Below are 1,472 nucleotides of genomic sequence, written 5' to 3' on the forward strand. Positions count from 1 at the left end.
GCATTAAAAGATTTTCTTGTTGAGCATGAGCTTCATATAGAGGGAGAAGCAAATACAGTTGTAAAAAATATGACATATACGGCAGAGAGCTACAACTGGGATGGAAATATATCCTTTGAAGATATAAAGATTCCATACAACAAGGTAGAAGTAGAATATTATAATAAAGATGACGGAAATCCGGTGGAGCCATATCTACTTCATTATGATTTATATCTTAAAAAAGCCGATGGAAAAATGATTCTGAAAATTCCAAGACTTGCACCAAAGGCAACATATACAGGTTCAATCGAAGATGCAAAATTGATTACTGTAAAAGAAATTAAAATTGGCGAAGCTGATCCTGATAGGAACAATGTATATTTAGATGGTGTTTCAGGCGATGATAGCTTAGACGGGAAATTGGGCAGAGCTGTCAAATCTTTTGCTCGGGCAAAGGAAATAGCTACTAACAATCAGAAAATAAAGAGAATTATCGTAGTTGGAACAACATCTATTGCGGGGGATATATCTCTAGCTGGAACAAATGCAAAAATACTAAGAGGAAAAGACTTCAACAAATATTTGTTTAAGGTGGGAGCTGGTAAAAAGGCAACCTTAACTGATATAACAATTGATGGAAATTCTGACGAAAATATTGGTATCGAAAATTCCCTTGTAAGCCTTGAGGATAAATCAGAGCTGAATATTGGTAACAATGCTATATTAAGAAATAACAAAATAAAGGACATTCAGAATACTGCAACACGAGGTGGCGCAGTTAATGCTTCAAGTGCAACCATAAATATGACTGGTGGAAGCGTTGAAAACAATCAAGCAACATATGGTGGAGGAATTTATTTATATAGGTCCATAATGAATTTTTCCGGTGGAACTGTTCAAAATAATAAATCGAATTTAGTCATAGACTATGATTATGGTGAACAAAAATATTCGGCAGGTGGTGGAATACTTGCAAATGAGGGATCTACTATAAATATGTCCGCTGACGCAAAGGTATTAAATAATTATGCGAACGAAATTGGTGGTGGAATAAGTTTGGGTTCAAATCAATGGGGAGCTTCAAATATCTTAAAAATGAGTGGTGGAACAATTGATGGTAATACAGCAGGTTCAGCTGGTGGTGGAATTTTTGTTCAAGCAAAGTATTATAGTGGGGGTGCTTCCAAGGCTTATATTGCTGGAGGAAGAATTACCAATAACCAAATGGATGCCAGTGGAGTTACCGACAAAATGTTCGGCGGTGGTGGAATTTATGTAAATGGTGCGAATAATAATTATAATGTTCAAGGCGCTAACGGTGAGCTTTATTTAACTAATGTAGTAATTACTGACAATGAATCCAAATATGAGGGAGCGGGATATGCTTCTTGTCCAATATCAAAAACTAAAATTTATGTGACAAATGGTGCTGCTATATATGGAAATAAGACTGAATCAAATGTTAATGAAATTTATATTTTATGTAATAA

The 1,472-nt window shown here is 35.0% G+C and carries 1 protein-coding gene; it reads left to right on the forward strand.

Annotation, left to right across the window (positions count from 1 at the left end; translation table 11 throughout):
• Positions 1 to 1,472: hypothetical protein (locus AB5287_RS09900; RefSeq protein ID WP_368221163.1), on the forward strand; the 1,472-nt coding region annotated here is incomplete at both ends.

This window comes from Bifidobacterium sp. RTP21102st3_E2_RTP21102_210122, from assembly GCF_040916945.1.
Taxonomy (GTDB): Bacteria; Actinomycetota; Actinomycetes; order Actinomycetales; family Bifidobacteriaceae; genus Bifidobacterium; species Bifidobacterium longum.